General features: G+C 61.1%; 13 protein-coding genes. 10 read left to right on the forward strand and 3 right to left on the reverse strand.

Going from position 1 to position 18,089, the window contains the following annotated elements:
• Positions 1-279 precede the first annotated feature (279 nt).
• The gene (gene cysQ, locus FHT70_RS04035) at positions 280-1,077 is read right to left on the reverse strand and encodes a 3'(2'),5'-bisphosphate nucleotidase CysQ (RefSeq protein ID WP_097600674.1); all 798 of its coding nucleotides are present in this window, start codon (positions 1,075-1,077) and stop codon (positions 280-282) included.
• A gap of 534 nt (positions 1,078-1,611) precedes the next feature.
• On the opposite strand from cysQ, the gene FHT70_RS04040 reads away from it, so the two are divergent.
• The 6 genes from FHT70_RS04040 to FHT70_RS04065 all read left to right on the forward strand — a co-directional run bounded on the left by FHT70_RS04040 (position 1,612) and on the right by FHT70_RS04065 (position 7,145).
• Complete coding sequence (locus FHT70_RS04040; RefSeq protein WP_064811172.1) at positions 1,612-2,514, forward strand: branched-chain amino acid ABC transporter permease LivH; 903 nt, start codon at positions 1,612-1,614, stop codon at positions 2,512-2,514.
• Positions 2,515-2,518: 4 nt separating this feature from the next.
• Complete coding sequence (livM, locus tag FHT70_RS04045; RefSeq protein ID WP_085779193.1) at positions 2,519-3,910, forward strand: high-affinity branched-chain amino acid ABC transporter permease LivM; 1,392 nt, start codon at positions 2,519-2,521, stop codon at positions 3,908-3,910.
• Positions 3,910-4,785: an ABC transporter ATP-binding protein gene (locus FHT70_RS04050; protein ID WP_183699094.1), complete on the forward strand. Its 876-nt coding sequence runs from the start codon at positions 3,910-3,912 to the stop codon at positions 4,783-4,785. Before livM ends, FHT70_RS04050 begins: the two co-directional genes overlap by 1 nt.
• A complete protein-coding gene (locus FHT70_RS04055; RefSeq protein WP_176536353.1) occupies positions 4,785-5,528 on the forward strand; it encodes an ABC transporter ATP-binding protein in 744 nt (247 codons plus the stop codon). Before FHT70_RS04050 ends, FHT70_RS04055 begins: the two co-directional genes overlap by 1 nt.
• An 18-nt stretch (positions 5,529-5,546) precedes the next feature.
• Positions 5,547-5,900: a DUF6867 family protein gene (locus FHT70_RS04060; protein WP_085779192.1), complete on the forward strand. Its 354-nt coding sequence runs from the start codon at positions 5,547-5,549 to the stop codon at positions 5,898-5,900.
• Between the two features lie 120 nt (positions 5,901-6,020).
• The gene (locus FHT70_RS04065) at positions 6,021-7,145 is read left to right on the forward strand and encodes a branched-chain amino acid ABC transporter substrate-binding protein (RefSeq protein WP_085779191.1); all 1,125 of its coding nucleotides are present in this window, start codon (positions 6,021-6,023) and stop codon (positions 7,143-7,145) included.
• 193 nt (positions 7,146-7,338) lie between these two features.
• Here FHT70_RS04065 and FHT70_RS04070 read toward each other — a convergent pair whose 3' ends face one another.
• Entirely contained in the window at positions 7,339-8,256 is a 918-nt protein-coding gene (locus FHT70_RS04070) for a response regulator (protein WP_183699096.1), read from the reverse strand.
• Positions 8,249-11,632 (reverse strand): ATP-binding protein, encoded by a 3,384-nt coding sequence (locus FHT70_RS04075; RefSeq protein WP_097600671.1) that lies wholly within the window; start codon positions 11,630-11,632, stop codon positions 8,249-8,251. Before FHT70_RS04075 ends, FHT70_RS04070 begins: the two co-directional genes overlap by 8 nt.
• Positions 11,633-11,810: 178 nt before the next feature.
• Between FHT70_RS04075 and FHT70_RS04080 the strand changes: the two genes are divergently transcribed.
• From FHT70_RS04080 to urtC, 4 genes are all read left to right on the forward strand, one after another.
• The gene (locus FHT70_RS04080) at positions 11,811-13,715 is read left to right on the forward strand and encodes a phosphatase PAP2 family protein (RefSeq protein WP_183699098.1); all 1,905 of its coding nucleotides are present in this window, start codon (positions 11,811-11,813) and stop codon (positions 13,713-13,715) included.
• A 179-nt stretch (positions 13,716-13,894) separates the two neighbouring features.
• The gene (gene urtA / locus FHT70_RS04085; RefSeq protein WP_183699100.1) at positions 13,895-15,187 is read left to right on the forward strand and encodes an urea ABC transporter substrate-binding protein; all 1,293 of its coding nucleotides are present in this window, start codon (positions 13,895-13,897) and stop codon (positions 15,185-15,187) included.
• 111 nt (positions 15,188-15,298) lie between these two features.
• Positions 15,299-16,924, forward strand: a complete 1,626-nt coding sequence (gene urtB / locus FHT70_RS04090; protein WP_085779186.1) for an urea ABC transporter permease subunit UrtB — start codon at positions 15,299-15,301, stop codon at positions 16,922-16,924.
• The gene (urtC, locus tag FHT70_RS04095; RefSeq protein ID WP_183699102.1) at positions 16,921-18,084 is read left to right on the forward strand and encodes an urea ABC transporter permease subunit UrtC; all 1,164 of its coding nucleotides are present in this window, start codon (positions 16,921-16,923) and stop codon (positions 18,082-18,084) included. Before urtB ends, urtC begins: the two co-directional genes overlap by 4 nt.
• The last annotated feature ends 5 nt before the right edge of the window (positions 18,085-18,089 follow it).

An 18,089-nucleotide genomic window follows, 5' to 3' on the forward strand; every position in this document is an offset into this window, starting at 1 on the left:
TTAACGAATTCCGACGTGAATTTTTTTGCCGGATATGTTCGGCCGTTCTCAAACTGTGTCAGAATATGACAAAATCAAGGCCGAATCGACGAGCTCCAAACTGTGAGCGATGGAGAGTTAAGCCGGCCCGGAATCACGCGACCGCCCCGGCCAAATCACTTCCCAGTTGGTGCGAGGGTGTGCTGTGCGATTGAACGCGGTAGGGAATGCCGCGGCAGGCTCAGAACGTCATAATGGGCGGGATCGCGCTATCGCGGCATTTGCCGAATGCCTGGATGGTCACGCGGGTTCGAGGACGCGTTTCCTGCCGCCCCAGGAGATGAAGTTCGGGTTTGCAAAGTCGAAATCGGCCGCCGCCCCCGTCTTGCCATAGGTCAGCAGCGCCCCGTCGAGCGTCACCGTCGACCCTCCGGCGGCGCGCAGCACCGCGTCGCCGGCCGCGGTGTCCCATTCCATCGTGCGGGTGAAGCGTGGATAAACGTCGGCCTTGCCTTCCGCCAACAAGCAGAATTTCAGCGAAGAGCCGATATTGGTGCATTTGGAGATCGCATGATCGGCGAGGAAGGTTCCTGTCTCCGGGCTGTTGTGACGAAGGCTTGCAAGTGCCAGCCGATCGTCCGGCTGCTCGCGCACGGCAATTGCGGTGCGTGCCCCAATGGTGAAGTCCTTGGTGACATCAAGCCTTTCGGCACGGCCGCGTTCTCCTGAGAAGGCGAGCCCGAGCGCCGGCGCGTAGACGATCCCGGCGAGCGGGGCGCCGTTCTCGATATAGGCGATGTTGACGGTGAATTCCTGCCGTCCGTCGACGAATTCACGGGTGCCGTCGAGCGGGTCGACGAGGAAGAAGCCCCGGCCGCTGATGTCGGGCACGTTGCCAGCGGCAACCGACTCTTCCGCCACGACGGGTATGTCGGGATAATCCCTGGAGAGATGGGCAAGGATAATGCGTTCGGCCTCCTCGTCGGCAACCGTAACCGGACTTGCGTCCGCCTTCATGGCGATGGGAAAGCCTTCGCGCAAAACCGCGATGATGGCCTTACCGGCTTCGAGCGCCGCCTTTTCAAATGTGGTCAGCATTGTCCTTTGCCGTTCGCCGCGCCGCGAGCGCCCGCTGTCGCTCGTCGTCAACCATCCCTGTCGCACCAGATATCGATATGGTGGTTCTCGCCGCGCCCCGCACCCCCGATAACGCAGATAGTTGATGCTACCATAAGTTCACGCAGCTGTCAGGCGAGGATGGCGGCATTTGCATGTGAAATACCATTCGCAAAAACTGCGGGCTTAAGGGTTGAATTTGCGCTTTCTTCCAGCCTTGCGGAATAGCTTACGCGGGAAGCGACGCAGGAAATCGAAGGCGCGCTTGCCGGATGGTTAAGCCGACAGAGGATTTTGGCTAAAAATGGGTCGGGCTTTGCCGATTTTCTGTGGATTCTGGTTCAAAATGCGCCATTTAGGCCTGTTCGAACAAGAATCTGCTGGAGTAGACCCTTTTTGTCTTCACATTTTCAACGAAACCGGTATGGATGCGGCCTATGAGGTTCCTTGAACGAGGAGCCGAATAACCAAAAAGAGATGCAGCATCTTCGGCTCGCATCCAGGGGAAAACGACATATGGAGTATTTCGTCCAGCAGCTCTTCAATGGGCTGACGCTCGGATCCATCTATGGCCTCGTGGCTATCGGCTATACGATGGTTTATGGCATTATCGGCATGATCAATTTCGCCCATGGCGACATCTTCATGCTCGGTGGTTTCGCCGCTCTTATCGTCTTTCTCGTCCTTACATCCATCTTCGCAGGTCTCCCGGTGGCAATTTTGCTGCTGGCCATGCTTGTCGTTGCGATGCTGATGACGAGCTTGTGGAATTGGACGATCGAGCGTGTTGCCTACCGTCCGCTACGCGGATCCTTCCGCCTTGCACCGTTGATCACCGCAATCGGCATGTCGATCGTGCTGTCCAACTTCATCCAGGTGACGCAGGGACCGCGCAACAAGCCGATCCCGCCGATGGTGAGCTCGGTTTACCAGTTCGGCAACATCTCGGTGTCGCTGAAGCAGATCATCATCATCCTGATCACGGCGGTGCTGCTGACCGTCTTCTGGTATATCGTCAATCATACCGCGCTTGGCCGCGCCCAGCGCGCCACGGAGCAGGATCGCAAGATGGCGGCGCTGCTCGGGGTCAATGTCGACCAGACGATCTCGATCACTTTCGTCATGGGGGCGGCGCTGGCTGCCGTCGCCGGGACGATGTATCTGATGTATTATGGCGTCGCTTCGTTCGCCGATGGTTTCACGCCGGGTGTGAAGGCATTTACCGCAGCCGTTCTCGGCGGCATCGGCTCGTTGCCGGGCGCCGTTCTCGGCGGGTTGATGATCGGCCTGATCGAATCGCTGTGGTCGGCCTATTTCACCATCGCGTATAAGGATGTGGCGACCTTCGCCATCCTCGCTTTCGTGCTGATCTTCAAGCCGACGGGCATCCTCGGACGGCCGGAAGTCGAGAAGGTATAACGTCATGGCAAACATCGAGAATTCTGCAGGCAAGCCCGATGCCGGACTTGTCCGCAAAGGTCTTATCGAAGCCCTTTTCGCCGCCGTCCTGTCGCTCGGCATGTTTGTTCTTTATGTCGGTCTGAAGACCGACCAGAACATCAATAACGAGCTCATCATCATCCAGCGCTGGGGTCTGCTGGCGATTTTCGTCGCCATCGCGGCGATCGGCCGTTTCGCCATGGTCGTTTTCATCAAGCCGAATATCGACCGCCGCAAATTGCGGAAGGCGCGGGAGGGCGATCTCGACATTTCGACCGAGAAGAGCTTCTTCCATCGGCATTTCCTGAAGATCGCGCTGATTGCGCTGCTGCTCTATCCGATGGTGATCGTGGCGGCAGTCGGCGCTCAGGGCTCATTGAAATGGGTCGACAATTTCGGCATCCAGATCCTGATCTACGTGATGCTCGCCTGGGGGCTGAACATCGTCGTCGGCCTCGCGGGCCTTCTCGATCTCGGCTATGTCGCCTTCTATGCGGTCGGCGCCTATTCCTATGCCCTTCTGTCGAGCTATTTCGGCCTGTCCTTCTGGTTGCTCCTGCCGCTTTCCGGCATCCTGGCCGCGCTCTGGGGCGTCATTCTCGGCTTCCCGGTGCTGCGTCTGCGCGGCGACTATCTCGCCATCGTCACGCTCGCCTTCGGTGAAATCATCCGCCTCGTGCTGATCAACTGGACCGACGTGACCAAGGGAACCTTCGGTATCTCAAGCATTCCAAAGGCGACGCTCTTCGGCATTCCCTTCGATGCGACGGCCGGCGGCTTTGCCAAGCTCTTTCACCTGCCGATGTCTTCCGCCTACTACAAGATTTTCCTCTTTTACCTGATCCTGGCGCTGTGCATGTTGACGGCTTACGTCACCATCCGCCTGCGGCGCATGCCGATCGGGCGTGCCTGGGAAGCGCTGCGTGAAGACGAGATCGCTTGTCGTTCGCTCGGCATCAATACGGTGACGACCAAGCTGACGGCGTTCGCGACCGGAGCCATGTTCGGCGGCTTCGCGGGTTCGTTCTTCGCCGCTCGCCAGGGCTTCGTCTCGCCGGAATCCTTCATCTTCCTGGAATCGGCCGTCGTTCTCGCCATCGTCGTTCTCGGCGGCATGGGCTCGCTGACCGGCATTGCGATCGCCGCGATCGTCATGGTGGGCGGTACCGAAGCGTTGCGCGAAATGGATTTCCTGAAAGCAGTCTTCGGGCCCGACTTCACGCCGGAACTCTACCGCATGCTGCTCTTCGGTCTCGCAATGGTGGTCGTCATGCTGTTCAAACCGCGCGGCTTCGTCGGATCGCGTGAACCAACCGCCTTCCTCAAGACACGCAAGGCCGTATCCGGAAGCTTCACCAAGGAGGGCCACGGTTGATGAGCCCCGTCACCAATACGATGTCGAGCGACACGCTTCTCAAGGTCGAGCACCTGTCGATGAAGTTCGGCGGCCTGATGGCCATCAACGACTTCTCCTTCGAGGCCAAGCGCGGCGACATCACCGCGTTGATCGGTCCGAACGGCGCCGGCAAGACCACCGTCTTCAACTGCATCACCGGCTTCTATAAGCCGACGATGGGGATGATCACGCTTAATCAGAGAAGCGGCAAGCGGTACCTGCTGGAGCGTCTCCCGGACTTTCGTATCACCAAGGAAGCCAAGGTGGCGCGCACCTTCCAGAACATCCGGCTGTTTTCCGGCCTGACGGTTCTGGAAAATCTGCTCGTCGCCCAGCACAACAAGCTGATGCAGGCGTCGGGTTATACCATTCTCGGCCTCATCGGCGTCGGCCCCTATCGGCGAGAAGCCGCCGCAGCCGTCGAGTTGGCGCGTCATTGGCTTGAAAAGGCCGATCTGATCGAGCGTGCAGACGATCCGGCAGGCGATCTGCCTTACGGCGCCCAGCGCCGTCTCGAGATCGCACGTGCAATGTGCACGGGCCCGGAATTGCTCTGCCTGGACGAACCGGCCGCAGGCCTCAACCCACGCGAATCCGCTAAGCTCAACGAGCTTCTGCAGGGCATTCGCGCCGATACCGGAACCTCCATTCTCCTTATCGAGCATGACATGTCTGTGGTTATGGAAATCTCCGATCACGTCGTCGTCCTCGAATATGGCCAGAAGATTTCCGACGGCACGCCGGACCATGTGAAGCACGATCCAAAGGTCATTGCGGCCTATCTCGGCGTCGAGGATGAAGAAGTGGAAGAGGTGATCGCAACCGTCGAGCAGCTCGAAGGAGGCGCAAACTGATGGGCGATGCAGTCATGACGGGTCAACCGCTTCTTCAGGTGAATGGCGTCGAAACTTATTACGGCAATATCCGCGCGCTGGCCGGCATCGATGTCGAGGTCAACAAGGGCGAGATCGTCAGTCTGATTGGCGCGAATGGCGCCGGAAAGTCGACACTGATGATGACGATCTGTGGCAGCCCCCAGGCCCGTAAGGGGTCGGTCGTCTTCGAGGGTCGCGAGATCACCCGTATGCCGACCCATGAAATCGCACGCCTGCGCATCGCGCAGTCGCCGGAAGGGCGTCGCATCTTCCCGCGCATGACGGTCATGGAAAACCTTCAGATGGGCGCGGGTCTCGACAATCTCAAATATTTTGCTGAGGACGTCGAGAAGATCTTCACGCTCTTCCCGCGCCTCAAGGAACGCCATGCCCAGCGCGGCGGCACGCTTTCGGGCGGCGAGCAGCAGATGCTGTCGATCGGCCGCGCGCTGATGGCGCGTCCGAAGCTCTTGCTGCTCGACGAACCTTCGCTCGGCCTGGCGCCGCTGATCGTTAAGGGGATTTTCGAAGCGATCCGGAAGCTCAACGAGCAGGAAGGCCTCACCGTGTTCCTCGTCGAGCAGAACGCATTCGCGGCACTGAGGCTTTCGCACCGCGCTTATGTGATGGTGAACGGCAAGGTGACGATGAGCGGCTCCGGCAAGGAACTGCTCGCCAATCCGGAAGTCCGCGCCGCCTATCTCGAAGGCGGAAGACACTAGTCGAAGGGAGAGTTTAACATGCAGGGACTTTTCTTCGAAAGTGACGACGGCGTTCGCGTCGTCATTCGCGCTCTCGTGGTTCTGATCGGCTTCTGGACGGCCTGGCGAGCCGGCAAGGCGGTTGCTGACGGCTGGAACAATTATCCACTGGCCGTCGTCTACACCTTCCTCCTTGCCTGGGCGATGCAGTTTCTACACCACGCCCTGTTCAATGGGCCGATGCTCAGCGCCCTCTACTATGGCATCGACTTCGTGACCTTGCTTGTCTTCTCGACGGCGGGCTTTCGCTTTCGCCGTACCAATCAGATGGTCAACAACTATTACTGGCTGTACGAAAAAACTTCCGCGTTTTCGTGGAAGGACAAACATTGACAGTCCGTTGAAACTAGGCATGAATTGCCTTCAGAGCGGAACAGCTTTCCTGGCGCAGTCTATGGTGGGTAATGCGTCGGGCCTTGGACCGGAACCCGCCCAAAAATTGGGAGTAACAATATGAAGAAGTCTCTTCTGTCGGCAGTGGCTCTGACGGCGATGGTCGCCTTCAGCGGCAACGCTTGGGCCGACGTCCTCATCGCTGTCGCTGGTCCGCTGACCGGCCCGAACGCCGCTTTCGGCGCTCAGCTTCAGAAGGGTGCCGAGCAGGCAGCCGCCGACATCAACGCTGCTGGCGGCATCAATGGCGAGCAGATCAAGATCGAGCTCGGCGACGACGTTTCCGACCCGAAGCAGGGCATTTCCGTTGCCAATAAATTCGTTGCCGACGGCGTCAAGTTCGTCATCGGCCACTTCAACTCGGGCGTTTCAATCCCGGCTTCGGAAGTCTATGCCGAAAACGGCATCCTCGAAATCACCCCGGCCGCTACGAACCCGAAGTTCACGGAACGGGGCCTCTGGAACACGTTCCGCACCTGCGGCCGTGACGACCAGCAGGGCGCCATTGCCGGCAAGTATCTCGCCGACCACTTCAAGGACGCCAAGATCGCCGTCATTCATGACAAGACCCCATACGGTCAGGGCCTTGCAGACGAAACCAAGAAGGCGATGAATGCCGCCGGCCTGACGGAAGTCATGTACGAAGGCATCAACGTCGGCGACAAGGATTTCTCGGCCCTCATCGCCAAGATGAAGGAAGCCGGCGTCTCGATCATCTATTGGGGCGGTCTGCACACCGAAGCCGGTCTCATCATCCGTCAGGCCGCAGACCAGGGCCTGAAGGCAACGCTGGTTTCCGGTGACGGCATCGTTTCGAACGAGCTGGCCTCGATCGCTGGTGACGCTGTCGCCGGTACCCTGAACACCTTCGGCCCCGATCCGACGCTGAACCCGGCGAACAAGGAGCTCGTCGAAAAGTTTAAGGCTGCTGGTTTCAACCCGGAAGCCTATACGCTCTACTCCTACGCTGCGATGCAGGCGATTGCCGGCGCTGCCAAGGCTGCCGGTTCGGTGGACCCTGAAGCCGTTGCCACGGCCATGAAGGAAAAGGGGCCGTTCCCGACGGTGCTCGGCGACATTTCGTTTGACGAAAAGGGCGACCCGAAGATTCCTGGCTACATCATGTACGAATGGAAGAAGGGCGCGGACGGCAAGTACACCTACGTCCCGCAGGAGACCAAGTAAGCTTAGCTTCCTCTCTAGGAATATGATCATTGAAGCCCGGTTCACCGGGCTTCTTTATTGGCGGCGCTTCATCCACCGGGCGGTCAGCCGGTGAAGCGGCGCTGGCTTGGCCGGATGGAGAAAGTGGTACTGCTGCCGCTTGTCAGCGGTGCGGTGGAGGAGGCGTGATCCACGGAACGCCTTCCGCTATCCATCACATCTCATGCAGCACATGAGTCGCCTTCACGGCGGCCGATGCGCGGTTCTCTACCCCGAGTTTCACGTAGATCTGTTCGAGGTGCTTATTCACGGTGCGCGCCGACAAACCCAGTATTTCGCCGATGTCACGGTTGGCCTTGCCCTTGGCGATCCAGAGCAGCACTTCCGATTCTCGTTGGGTGAGCGAAAAACGTTGGCGCAGCATCTCGTCGTCGCTACGCTGGCTGGCGGCGGTGAGGCGGAAGAGATATTCATCCGGGCCGATCGCGCCAAGGAAGGCAAGCTGCAGCGCCGCCTGGCCGGCATGAGTGATTGAGATGATGCCGTCTCGTCCCGCGCCTGCGCGGTCGCCCATCCAGCCGGCAATATGACGGACGACGATCTCCATGCCGTCGTCACTGCCCATGGCGGCATTGACGAGCCGCGTTGCCTGCGGCGTCGACCAGTGGATCGCACCATCGCCCTTGACCGCCAGCAGGTGACGGCCGGCAGCGTCCAGCGCAACGCGGGCGCTCTGGGCCGAGCGGGCATTGCGCAGATGGACGCGGATGCGGGCGCGCAGTTCGTCGATGTTGATCGGTTTGGTGAGGTAATCGACGCCGCCGGATTCCAACGCGTGCACGACATGCTCGGTCTCCGTCAGGCCGGTCATGAAAATCACCGGCACCTGGCCGACGGCGGCATTTGCCTTCAGCCTGCGGCAGGTCTCAAAGCCATCCATCACAGGCATCACAGCGTCGAGCAGGATCAGATCAGGCGTGATGCGCTCGACGATGCCAAGCGCTGCCGTGCCCGAGGTGGCGATGAGAACGGAGAAGCCGGACTGTTCGAGCGCATCCGTCAGGAAACCGAGTGCCTCCGGCGAGTCGTCGACCAGCAAAACGATGTCGCGGGGGAGGGCCGGCTCAGCCAATGGATTCCACCTTTTCGTCGAAGTCGTGCAGGAAGGACATGAAGCCGGCCAGATCGAAGGCGGCCACATAGGGTCGAAGAGCCTCCGTGAATGGCCGATTTGCCTCCACCTTGGCAAGGTCCGAAAGCTTAGCTTCGATGCCCTTGATGTAACCGATCTCGCCGAGCCGTAGCAATTCCTGCACATGGGCTGCACCCGGGCCTAGCAGCTGCGCCTCGATCTTTGCAGGAGCGGCGGGCGCATCATCGGCATAGACCCAATTCAGGCCGAGATGCAGGGCAAGCTTGTCACGCAGTTGGCGAATGTCGATCGGTTTGCCGATAGCGTCATTGTGGCTGTCGTCGCTGTCGCTCAGAACCGTCGCATCGCCAATATTGGCCGAAAGCATCAGCATCGGTGCCGTCTGGCCGGCCTCACGCAGACGCGAGACGAGCTGCCAGCCGCTCATGCCGGGCATAAGTATATCCACGAGGAACAGATCGGGCTGGATGCCGTCGATCAGTGTCAGGCACTCGGCGCCGCCTGCCGCCGTCAGCACGATGAAATCGAGCGGCGCCAGGATTTCACGCATCATCTCGCGGTGATCCTCATTATCGTCGACGACGACGATGGTGCGGCGCGGACCGTCGTAACCGACGATGCGTTTTTCCTGCGGCGGCGCGGCGGCGCGCATGACGGCGGACAGCATGAGCCGCACACGGAATGTCGAACCTTCGTCCTTGACGCTGGATACCGCAATCTCGCCGCCGAGCGTGTTGGTCAGAAGCCGGGTGATGGTGAGGCCGAGGCCGAGGCCAGGCATCGGCCGCACGCTGTCTGCCTCGCCCCGCTGGAAAGGTTCGTAGATGCGTGTCAGGTCTTTTTCGGCAATGCCGCGGCCGGTATCGGTGACGGTGAAGGTCGCGACCTGGCTGCGATAGGCGACATCGAAGGCGACGCTGCCTTCGTCGGTGAACTTGATGGCATTGGAGAGCAGGTTGACGAGGATCTGGCGCAGGCGCTTTTCGTCGGTGCGGACGAATTGCGGCAGAACAGGCGAACGGTCATGTAGAAAGACAAGTCCCTTGGCCTGCGCCTGCGGGCGGAACAGCTCGACGATCTGGTCGAGGAAGTCATGGATATTGATCTCGTTGGAATAGACCTGCAGGCGGCCGGCCTCGATCTTGGAAATATCGAGCAGGCCGTCGATCAGCCCCGAGAGATGTTCGGCGCTGCGGCGGATGACCTTGATCGAGGATTGGCGCGGCGCCGGGATCGTTTCGTCGCGTTCGAGGATCTGGGCATAGCCGAGCACGGCGTTCAAAGGTGTGCGCAGCTCGTGGCTGAGGCCGACGACATAGCGGCTCTTGGCGCGGTTGGCTGCCTCGGCCGTCTCCTTGGCGTTCTGAAGGGCCGCATCGGTTTTCTTGTGGGCGGCGATTTCTTTGAGCAGCAGCGTGTTCTGGCGCGAGGATTCCTCCTCGGCGACGACGCGACTATCATGGGCGAGCACATAGAACCAGCAGACGACGCCTGATATCACCGAGAAGACGAAGAAGACGATCAGAATGGTGCGATTGACCACCTCTGCCGTCTCCGGCGAGGCGGAGGCGACCTGATGGGCGATCATCGCCAGGATCGCGCCGATGGCGGTCAGCGCCAGCGCCACGGCGATGCCGTAGCGGCCAAGGCGGGTCGTCAGCTTGCCCAGAACGCTCTCCGGCAGCAGCGTCCTCGCGACGGTTCCGACCTGGGCGTTGAAACGCGCGGCCGGCTTGCACATGTCGTGGCAGCGGCTGTCGAGCGAACAGCAGAGCGAGCAGATCGGGGCTGCATAGGCCGGGCACCAGGCCATATCCTCCGGCTCGAAAGGATGCTCGCAGACAGAGCAGGTGATGCTGGTCAGATTCTTCCAGCTCTGGCGCGGCTTGCGGGCGAGATAGAACTTGCCCCTCGTCGCCCAGGCAATGGCAGGCGAGGCAGCCAGCGCGATGACGAGGGTGATATAGGGAGCAAGCGACGCGGCCATCTCGCCGAAAGCGCCAAAGTGGGCGATCAGCGATATCGTCGCCGACAGCGTCATGGCGCCGAGGCCGACCGGGTTGATGTCGTAGAGATGGGCGCGCTTGAACTCGATGCCGGCAGGCGCGAGCCCCAGCGGCTTGTTGATGAAGAGATCGGCGGAGATCGTGCAGAGCCAAGCCATCGCGATGATCGAGAAGATGCCGAGCGTCTCCTCCAGCAGCCGGTAGATGCCGAGTTCCATCAACAGCAGAGCGATCGCAACATTGAAGACAAGCCAAATAACGCGGCCGGGATGGCTGTGGGTCAGCCGGGAGAAGAAATTCGACCAGGCGAGCGAGCCGGCATAGGCGTTCATCACGTTGATCTTGAGCTGCGAGACGACAACGAAGGCGGCCATAAGCAGCAGCGCGGCATTGTGCCAGGGAACCATGTAGCCGAAGGCGGTGAGGTACATCTGCGCGGGATCGGCGGCGCGGTCGAGGGGAACGCCGGAAGTGAAGGTGAGCACGACCAGGAAGGAGCCGGCAAGCAGCTTCGGCGCGCCGATGATAACCCAGCCGGGTCCGGCAAGGAAGACGGCTAGGCGATGGCGCCATTTGCGCTGCAGCGCCGGCGGCAGGAAGCGGAGGAAATCGGCCTGCTCGCCGATCTGCGACATCAGCGCCAGAATGACGGCGGAGGCGGCGCCGAACTCCATCAGATCGAAGTCGGCGATGGTACCGGGCGGGCCGGAAGCGTGGCGGATGCCTGAAAAGGCGCGCCAGAGATCGAATTTCTCCCAGTCCATGAAGGCGATGAAGATGAAGGGCAGGATGTTCAGCACGATCCAGAAGGGCTGGGTGATCAGCTGGAACTTGCTGATCAGCCGCACGCCGTGCGTCACTAGCGGGATCACCATGACGGCGCTGATGATGTAGCCGATCCAGAGCGGAATGCCGAGGGTGAGCTCCAGGGCCCCGGACATGATCGAGGCCTCTATCGCAAACAGCATGAAGGTGAAGCTCGCATAGATCAGCGAGGTGATGGTCGAGCCGATGTAGCCGAAGCCGGCGCCGCGCGTCAGAAGATCGATGTCGACGCCGTGGCGGATGGCGTAGCGGCTGATCGGCAGGCCGATTGCCAGCATGACGATCGAGGCAACGATGATGGCGTAGAAGGCGTTGGTGGTGCCGTAGGAGAGGGTGATCGCCCCGCCGATCGCTTCGAGCGCCAGGAAGGAGATCGCGCCGATTGCCGTCTGCGAGATGCGCTCAGACGAAAAATGGCGGGCGCTCTTTGCGGTGAAGCGCAGCGCATAGTCTTCAAGCGTCTGGTTGGCGACCCAGCGATTATATTCGCGTCTCACCGGAATGATGCGTTGGCGCGCTGTCATGCCCTCTTTCCGGCACTCTCGTTGGGCTCATCGTTTCCACGGTAGTTTTGGCGGGATGGACGGGAAAGGCAAGGGGTGAGCACTGGCGGATTTGCAGAACAGTCATATTTTTGAAACGGCTCTGTCACATATCCGCTCTAACCCTGCCGCCACTCGTTAAACCATTTCGGGTATACTCATGTCTGTTTCAATACTTTGCCGCCTGAGCACCGCTCTCGTCAGCCTTCTTTCGGTCGTGCCCTCGCTTGCCGCCGCTGAGCAAGCCACAAGTGCGAAAGCGCCCTATGCCGAGACCGGAAACACCAACAAGCGCGGTGACGCTTGCTTCTCGACGGCCGACACCAACGCCGCCGTCCATCTTCTCTCCGGCTTCCTCGAAGTCTGGACCCCGCGCACGCCTTTCGTCGATGCCGGTGTGGAAGCCGCAGCCAAGGACAATTGCCCTGCAGTCGCCAAGACAGATTGGGACGGCATTCCCTTCAGCAAGACCGACGGCCAGATCGTCAACAGGCCAGTCCATGATGCTAATATCGGCTATGTCGTGAAGGCGACGCAGGCGCGAACGGCCGAGCAGGCGGTGGCCGCCTATCTTGACGATCGGCGCGGCAAGAATGCCAGCATCGTCGATGGTCTCGGTCCGCTGACGGATGCCTGGAAGGCCGGTTCCAAGCAGATCACCACGATCACTGAGGTGGCGGCCGACGCGACGACGGTCAAATATGACGACAAGGGCAACAATCGCGGCGCCGGCAGCAAAGCGGATACGGAAAACAAGACCGACGCCAACCCGGACATGGGCCTCGCCATCGACTTCATCAATGCCGCAAGCGGCGATGGCTCGACGGAGCCCGCCAAGCGCTATTTCAAATATGCCCGTCCCTATCGCTGGAGCCCGGACGTCTCGGTCGTCCCGACGCTCGAGCCCGCCAAAAGCAGCAAGCCGGTCGAGGACGGTGGCTTCCCCAGCGGACATACGGCGGAAGCCTGGCGGGATGCGCTCGCCATGGCCTATTTGGTGCCGCAGCGATTCCAGGAAATGATCGCCCGCGCCAGCGAAATGGGTGAAGACCGCATCCTTGCAGGCATGCACTCTCCGCTCGACGTGATGGGCGGCCGCATGCTCGGCACCGCCACTGTCGTCTATAACCTGAACAAGTCCGACAATTCAGCGCTGAAGAGCGCTGCCTACGCCCAGGCGCAGTCATGGCTGATCGCCAAGTCGGGTGTTGCGGATGCGGGCGCGCTCGAAGTCGCCGCCCATGCGGCGCCGCTTTCGGCGGACCGTTTCGCCGATCACGAAGCCAATCGTGCCTATGTGCTGCAGCGCCTGAGCTATGGGCTGCCGACGATCCATGCGACCGATCAGCCGGCCCGCGTGCCGGAGGGCGCCGAAGCGCTTCTGGAAACTCGTCTGCCCTATCTTGATGGTGAACAGCGCCGCGAGGTGCTTGGTACAACGGAAATCGCCTCGGGCTATCCGCTGCTCGACGACGCGGAAGGCTACGGCCGCCTCAACCTGTTTGCCGCCGCCGACGGTTACGGCGCCTTCGAACAGGACGTGACCGTGACGATGGATGCGGCAAAGGGCGGCTTCAATGCGATCGATACCTGGCGCAACGACATCGGCGGCAAGGGCAGACTGGTGAAGCGCGGCAGCGGCATTCTCGGTCTTTCCGGCGCCAACAGCTATGCCGGCGGCACCGTGCTGGAAGAGGGCGTGCTGGTTGCCGGCTCTCCCTCGGCCTTCGGCGCCGGTGGGTTGATGGTCAATGGCGGTTCGCTCATCGTGGCCGCCGACAAGCCCTTAGCCGTGGGCGGCGACTATCAGCAGCTCGCCAGTGCGACGGCCAAGCCGACGCTCGGCGCGAATGGCGCCGGCACGCTGGTCGTTGCAGGCAAGGCGGCGCTTGCTGGCGATCTTGACGTGGCGCTCGCCCGTGGCTTTGCGCCGGCGCCGGGAACGAAGATCGAAATCCTGAAGGCTGCCGCCATTACCGGCACCTTCGGCAAGTTCACCATCTCCGGCCACAGGGCGACCCTGTCTTACGGCCCGAGCTCGGTCACCTTGACGATCGACGGCTAATATCGAACCGACCGGGCACCCCTGCGGCGGGGATGCCCTCCTCGTCATGACTGCGCATTCGACCCCTGCGCCTACGTCATTTTGCGTATGTGTTTTTGCGCTGCAGCACCCGATAGTCCTCTCGGCAACAGTTAACTCCGTTTCCGGCCTGTTGCGGAACAAGAGAGGGGATCAACCATATGAATCTCAAATCCACGATTACGGGTGCCGCGCTCGGCGCCATCATGACAGCGTCGGCTGCCTTCAGCAGCGCGATTGCCGCCGACGATACGATCAAGGTCGGCGTGCTGCATTCGCTCTCGGGCACGATGGCAATTTCCGAAACCACGCTGAAAGACGCCATGCTGATGCTCATCGACGAGCAGAACAAGAAGGGCGGCCTTCTCGGCAAGAAGCTCGAAGCTGTCGTCGTCGATCCGGCGTCCGATTGGCCGCTCTTTGCCGAAAAGGCGCGTGAGCTGATCGAAAAGGACAAGGTCGCCGCGGTCTTCGGTTGCTGGACGTCGTCCTCGCGCAAGTCGGTGCTGCCGGTTTTCGAAGAGCTGAACTCGCTGCTCTTCTACCCTGTGCAGTATGAAGGCGAGGAATCCTCGCGCAACATCTTCTACACGGGTGCGGCTCCGAACCAGCAGGCGATCCCGGCTGTCGACTATCTGATGAAGACCGAAGGCGTGAAGCGCTTCGTGCTCGAAGGCACCGACTATGTCTACCCGCGCACGACCAACAAGATCCTGGCAGCCTATCTCGAATCCAAGGGCATTCCGAAGGAAGACATTCTCGTCAACTACACGCCGTTCGGGTTCTCCGACTGGCAGACCGAGGTCGCCAAGATCAAGGAATTCGGCTCTGCCGGCAAGAAGACCGCCGTGGTCTCCACGGTCAATGGTGACGCCAATGTGCCGTTCTACAAGGAGCTCGGCAACCAGGGCATCAAGGCGACCGACATTCCGGTTGTCGCCTTCTCGGTCGGCGAAGAAGAGCTTGCCGGCCTCGACACCAAGCCGCTCGTCGGCCATCTCGCTGCCTGGAACTACTTCGAGTCGGTGGAAAGCCCCGCCAACAAGAAGTTCATCAAGGAATGGCACGCCTTCACAAAGAACGACAAGCGTGTGACGAACGATCCGATGGAGGCCGCCTATATCGGCTTCAACGCCTGGGTGAAGGCCGTCGAGGCCGCCGGCACCACCAATACCGATGCCGTTCTCGATAACATCATCGGCGTGACCGTTCCGAACCTCTCCGGCGGCTATGCCACCGTCATGCCCAACCACCACATCACCAAGCCGGTGCTGATTGGTGAAATCCAGGCCAACGGCCAGTTCGAAATCGTCCAGCAAACGCCCGCTGTCGTCGGCGACGAATGGTCGGACTATCTGCCGGACTCCAAGGACCTGATCTCTGATTGGCGCAAGCCGTTGAACTGCGGCAACTTCAACGTTGCCACCGGCAAGTGCGGCGGCAAGGGCTCCTGAGGAGACCCATCCGCTGATAGTCTGAAGACTTCCGTCCGGAGCCGATCCGGGCGGAAGCTCCATCTTTACCGCTGCGCCGCAAGGCCGACGACACTCAAGGCGAGAGAGCCGATGTTTCGCGCCATCCAGATTCTCCTTCTGACATTTTGTCTGATGCTTTCGGGCCTGACGCTTTCTGGGACCGGCCTTCGCGCCGAGGACGACGTGCACGCTCTCGTCGATGCGCTCGGCGTCGGCGGCTTTCCCGAGCGCGACGCGGCCATCCGGGCGCTTGCCGCTTCCGGGGATACGCATGTCAGCCAGATCCTGCAGCAGCTGAGCGACGGCCAACTCTACGTCAATTCGGAGGGTGGTCCCGTGCTCGTGCAGGGCGGGACGGAGGACGAGCCCACCTATTCCGATCCGATCACCGGCGAGGCGGTTGCCGATGTCGATCCCGACTTGATGTCGAAGGTCAAGATCAACAATGCACTGCGCACCACGATCACGACGATGATGAGCCAGCTGACGCTTCTGAGCCCGGATCGCTCGGCGCGGCTCGCTGCGGCCGAGGGAATGCTTAGGGATGCCGATCCTGCCAATCTCGAACTCCTGAATTCGGCTCTTTCAGCCGAGAAGGATGGCGAGATCAAAAACACGATGGAAGCGGCGCGGGCCGTGATGGTGCTGAAGAGCGATGCCGGTCTCGAGGAGAAGCGGGCTGCCATCGATATGATCGCCGCCCGCGGCGGCCGCGATGCGCTGACGATCCTGACGACGGCGATGGCGAATGCGCCCGACGATCTGAAGCCCGCGATCCAGACGGAGATCAATTCGATCAACCGTGACCTGGCGCTCTGGGACGTCGTCCAGAACGTCTGGTACGGCCTGTCGCTCGGCTCGGTGCTGCTCTTGGCCGCTATCGGCCTTGCCATCACCTTCGGCGTCATGGGCGTCATCAACATGGCGCATGGCGAGATGGTGATGATCGGCGCCTATACGACCTATGTCGTGCAGGAAACGATCGCCTCGGCCTTCCCCTCGCTTGCCGATTATTCACTGGCCTTCGCGGTGCCGGCTGCCTTCCTCTTCACCGGTCTGGTCGGTCTCGTCATCGAACGTTCGGTGATCCGCTATCTCTACGGCCGCCCGCTGGAGACCCTGCTTGCCACCTGGGGCGTGTCGCTGATCTTGCAGCAGGCGATCCGCAGCTATTTCGGCCCGACCAACCGCGAGGTCCGCAATCCGAGCTGGATGTCCGGTGCCTTCGATTTCGGCGGGCTGGTCATCACCTGGAACCGGCTCTGGATCATCGCCTTCTCTGTGGTGGTATTCCTGACGCTCCTGATGCTGCTCAAGCGCTCCGCCTTCGGGCTGCAGATGCGGGCGGTGACGCAGAACCGGCGCATGGCTTCCTCCATGGGAATCCGCACCGGCTGGGTCGATGCCTTCACCTTCGCGCTCGGCTCCGGCATCGCCGGCATGGCCGGTGTGGCGCTCTCGCAGATCGATAACGTCTCGCCGAACCTCGGCCAGAACTACATCATCGACAGCTTCATGGTCGTCGTATTCGGCGGGGTCGGCAATCTCTGGGGCACGCTGGTCGGCGCCCTGTCGCTCGGCGTCGTCAACAAGTTCCTTGAGCCCTTCGCCGGCGCCGTGCTCGGCAAAATCCTGGTGCTCGTCCTCATCATTCTGTTCATCCAGAAGCGTCCGCGCGGGCTCTTCGCACTCAAAGGAAGGGCGGTGGAAGCATGATAACGGCCTTCCTTCTCCGATCGCTCGATCGCAGGATCTCAATCGCCGTCGCCCTGCTGCTGGCGGTCGCCATTCTCGTGCCGGTGCTGAACCTCGCCACCGGGCCAACCCATCCGCTTCACGTCCCGACCTACATCATGGCGCTGTTTGGCAAGTATCTGACCTATGCGCTGCTGGCGCTGGCGCTCGATCTCGTCTGGGGCTTCTGCGGCATCCTTTCGCTCGGCCACGGCGCCTTCTTCGCGCTCGGCGGTTATGCGATGAGCATGTATCTGATGCGCCAGATCGGCTCGCGCGGCGTCTACGGCGATTCGATCCTTCCCGACTTCATGGTGTTCCTGAACTGGAAGGAGCTGCCCTGGTTCTGGTACGGCTTCGACCAGTTCTGGTTCGCGGCGCTGATGGTGCTCCTCGTGCCTGGTTTGCTCGCCTTCGTCTTCGGCTGGTTCGCCTTCCGCTCGCGCGTCAACGGCGTCTACCTCTCGATCATCACCCAGGCGATGACTTATGCGCTGCTGCTTGCCTTCTTCCGCAACGACATGGGTTTCGGCGGCAATAACGGCATGACCGATTTCAAGGACATCCTCGGCTTCAACATCCAGGCAGACGGCACGCGCGCCAGCCTCTTCGCCGCGACCGCGATCTTTCTGGCGCTATCGCTGACGATCGCCTCGGCAATCGTCCGCTCAAAGTTCGGCAAGGTGCTCGTCGGCGTGCGCGACGCCGAAAGCCGCACACGCTTCCTCGGCTACCGCGTCGAGCATTTCAAGCTCTTCACCTTCGTCGTCTCGGCGATGATGGCGGGCATTGCCGGCGCGCTCTACGTGCCGCAGGTCGGCATCATCAATCCCGGCGAATTCGCGCCCGCAAACTCCATCGAAGTCGTCATCTGGACGGCGGTCGGCGGGCGGGGAACGCTGATCGGGCCGATCATCGGGGCGATCCTCGTCAATGGCGGTAAGACGATTTTCACCGGTCTCTTCCCCGAGTTCTGGCTGTTTGCGCTCGGCGGTCTCTTCGTCGCCGTTACGCTGTTCCTGCCGAAGGGCGTCGTCGGCACCATCGCGCACCAACTCGGCAAACGGAAGGCCGTCACCGACGCTGTACCCCCGGCGGCAGAGGAAGATGACATCGAAGCGAAAATCCAGGCAGCGGAGTGAGCGCC

The sequence above is a fragment of the Rhizobium sp. BK049 genome, from assembly GCF_014193135.1.
In the GTDB taxonomy this organism is placed as follows: domain Bacteria; phylum Pseudomonadota; class Alphaproteobacteria; order Rhizobiales; family Rhizobiaceae; genus Rhizobium.

Coding starts and splice junctions, on each gene's coding strand:
- FHT70_RS04050 (WP_183699094.1), top strand. CDS start 3,910: ATGAGCCCCGTCACCAATACGATGTCGAGCGACACGCTTCTCAAGGTC.
- FHT70_RS04060 (WP_085779192.1), top strand. CDS start 5,547: ATGCAGGGACTTTTCTTCGAAAGTGACGACGGCGTTCGCGTCGTCATT.
- cysQ (WP_097600674.1), bottom strand. CDS start 1,077: ATGCTGACCACATTTGAAAAGGCGGCGCTCGAAGCCGGTAAGGCCATC.
- FHT70_RS04065 (WP_085779191.1), top strand. CDS start 6,021: ATGAAGAAGTCTCTTCTGTCGGCAGTGGCTCTGACGGCGATGGTCGCC.
- urtC (WP_183699102.1), top strand. CDS start 16,921: ATGATAACGGCCTTCCTTCTCCGATCGCTCGATCGCAGGATCTCAATC.
- urtA (WP_183699100.1), top strand. CDS start 13,895: ATGAATCTCAAATCCACGATTACGGGTGCCGCGCTCGGCGCCATCATG.
- FHT70_RS04040 (WP_064811172.1), top strand. CDS start 1,612: ATGGAGTATTTCGTCCAGCAGCTCTTCAATGGGCTGACGCTCGGATCC.
- livM (WP_085779193.1), top strand. CDS start 2,519: ATGGCAAACATCGAGAATTCTGCAGGCAAGCCCGATGCCGGACTTGTC.
- FHT70_RS04075 (WP_097600671.1), bottom strand. CDS start 11,632: ATGACAGCGCGCCAACGCATCATTCCGGTGAGACGCGAATATAATCGC.
- FHT70_RS04055 (WP_176536353.1), top strand. CDS start 4,785: ATGGGCGATGCAGTCATGACGGGTCAACCGCTTCTTCAGGTGAATGGC.
- FHT70_RS04080 (WP_183699098.1), top strand. CDS start 11,811: ATGTCTGTTTCAATACTTTGCCGCCTGAGCACCGCTCTCGTCAGCCTT.
- urtB (WP_085779186.1), top strand. CDS start 15,299: ATGTTTCGCGCCATCCAGATTCTCCTTCTGACATTTTGTCTGATGCTT.